The organism is Loktanella agnita, assembly GCF_046640325.1.
GTDB classification, from domain to species: Bacteria; Pseudomonadota; Alphaproteobacteria; order Rhodobacterales; family Rhodobacteraceae; genus Yoonia; species Yoonia agnita.
Map to the genome: position 1 here is coordinate 1 of NZ_JBJMBF010000039.1, position 2,309 is coordinate 2,309.

Below are 2,309 nucleotides of genomic sequence, written 5' to 3' on the forward strand. Positions count from 1 at the left end.
TTCAAGGAATACGATGAACCGAAAACTCTCCCTAAGCAAAAGTACCGCTCTGTCTCAATGGCCGTGACGGGTTACAGACGCACGAAATCCGTGTGCGGTCATTTCATCACCGGAGTATCCCATGCGGCGTAACGCTGCGTTAAGGGTGTTTTCAGACATCGGGCGCGTCCAGGTGCGCAATGATGGGAATAGGTAGTCACCTGGATTGTTCATCGCTCGTAATTGCTTCAACAATACCAAAGCCTGATCCGGCAATGGCACATTGTGATCACGACGCATTTTCATCTTGGCTGCTGGGATCGACCAGATCCTTTCGGCCAGATCGAACTCTTCCCATTTGGCATTACGCACCTCGCCCGGTCGTTGGGCGAGCATGGCCAGCAACCTCAAAGCAATCCGCGTGGTAGCTTGCCCATCAAACCCGTCGATCTCAGCCATCAAGCGGCCCAACGCCTCAGGATCAATGATAGCCGCGCGATGAACACGGATTGGGCGGACCAATGCATCGCGCAAGGCATAGGTCGGGTCTGTCTCAGCAATCCCACTGGCCACGGCATAGCGAAACACCGATCCGATACGGGCGCGCAGGCGGTGGGCAGTCTCATAATTACCCTTAGCCTCAACTTTGCGGAGGGTCTTAAGGATCATGGGCGCGGTGATCTCGGTCACGGGCTTACGCCCAAAATCACGGTTGGCCAGCTTGAGGTGATATTCAGTTTTTGCCAGAGTTGCAGAGGATTTCCCCTCACTCTTTTGCTTGGCAAGAAATGACGCACCGACCTTCTCAAAGGTGTGACCCACTGCTTCCAGCCGCGAACGCTTTTCGTCTTGCTTGACTTCGCTTGGGTCGATCCCCGCCGCGACCTTCGCACGGGCGTCGTCTTTAGCCTTACGGGCCTGAGCAAGCGATATGTCGGGATAAACACCAATAGAATAGAGCTTTTCCCTGCCGTCCAGTCGGTACTTGAAGCGCCACAGGCGCGACCCGTTCGGCTTCACTAGAACAAATAAGCCCTCAAAATCGGATACCTTATAGGCCCTTTCGCGCGGCTTGAGGTTTCGAATCTGAATGTCTGACAATGGCATCTTTGGGGGTATCGCTTTTCCTGACCAAACTCGACACCCCCAAAAACACCCCCTATCCGGGGGTATCACATCGCACGCTATAAAACCGCGCTGGACAATGGAGCACCGCAAAACCTATATAAACAAGGTTCAATCGGATGTCATTGGATGAATTTGGATGTTGTAATGGTGCCCCCACACGGACTCGAACCGCGGACCTACTGATTACAAATCAGTTGCTCTACCAGCTGAGCTATAGGGGCATCTTGGCGCTATGCGCTGCTATCCATCTCGTGGACATGATGCCTATAGCAGCTAGAAAACCTGCTTTGCAATCCCATTTGTGCGCTAGGAGTGAACACCGAGTGTTGGACCCCACTGATTTCACCAATTTGCATGATTCACCAATCAAAAATGGCGCGGCGATATGAGCAATCTCTGTCGGTTAAATGATGCCCCGATAGCACGTCTAGACCTTTACTTTTACAGTCCTATGGCAAGCCACTCGTTGACGATAGACACGTTCTCAGTGGTGTGATCTTCATCAATCGCAACGTTTAAGGTAGCGTAACGTGCCTAAGGAATATGGCCCATACAAGGTGTACTATAACCGTTGAAAGCACTGTAGTGGCAAAGGTGTCTTTGCGAAAACCATGATGGGTCTCGCTGCCAAACATGGACAGGGAAAAATCGTCATGATTCCCCCTCATCGAACTGTGTTTCGACTGTCGGGCAAAGGACACCACCAGCCTCAAAACCCACCGCATGGACGTGGACGTCTGATGCGACGAGCCAAGGGCTGTATGACCATTGACCAGCAGAGATGGGTCCTGACCCTCAAAACTAAGCGGGCAGCATACGCAACCGTAGGGCTACTTCCTCCAAATCCCCGTGAATATTGTGTATATTGGCTCAGATGACACCATACTCCCAGAGAATGCAGATAGGCTGCTTGTGATTGAGGCTGGTGCCATTATTGGCGTGGGTGCTGTTGTGACCAAATGCGTCCCGAAAAACACGACTGTTGTTGGGAAACCCGCAAAGCTACTGCGGCTAAATACTGCCCCACCACAGGCGAGGCTGGGTCAGTTCATTCTGAACCGCTATACCTGTTAAAGGCTCAGCGAGAAATTGGCATCAGTCTCAAGCTTTTCTCTATAAAGTCGCCTAGAGCGTGTCGCGTGCTTTCAGATTCAGGATTCCCAGATCACGTATGATGTGATTCCCTATGCTTGGCGCAGATA

1 protein-coding gene and 1 tRNA gene are annotated in these 2,309 nt (G+C 52.0%); both read right to left on the reverse strand.

Annotated features, from left to right (window positions below):
• Positions 1-54 precede the first annotated feature (54 nt).
• Positions 55-1,086 carry a tyrosine-type recombinase/integrase gene (locus ACJ5NV_RS20325; protein ID WP_411646697.1) on the reverse strand — a complete coding sequence of 344 codons (1,032 nt, stop codon included), beginning with the start codon at positions 1,084-1,086 and terminating at the stop codon, positions 55-57.
• A gap of 166 nt (positions 1,087-1,252) precedes the next feature.
• Positions 1,253-1,328 (reverse strand) — tRNA-Thr (locus ACJ5NV_RS20330).
• Positions 1,329-2,309 lie beyond the last annotated feature (981 nt).

Excerpts from the sequence above, each read along its gene's own strand:
- ACJ5NV_RS20325 (WP_411646697.1), bottom strand. The coding sequence starts at position 1,086 with ATGCCATTGTCAGACATTCAGATTCGAAACCTCAAGCCGCGCGAAAGG.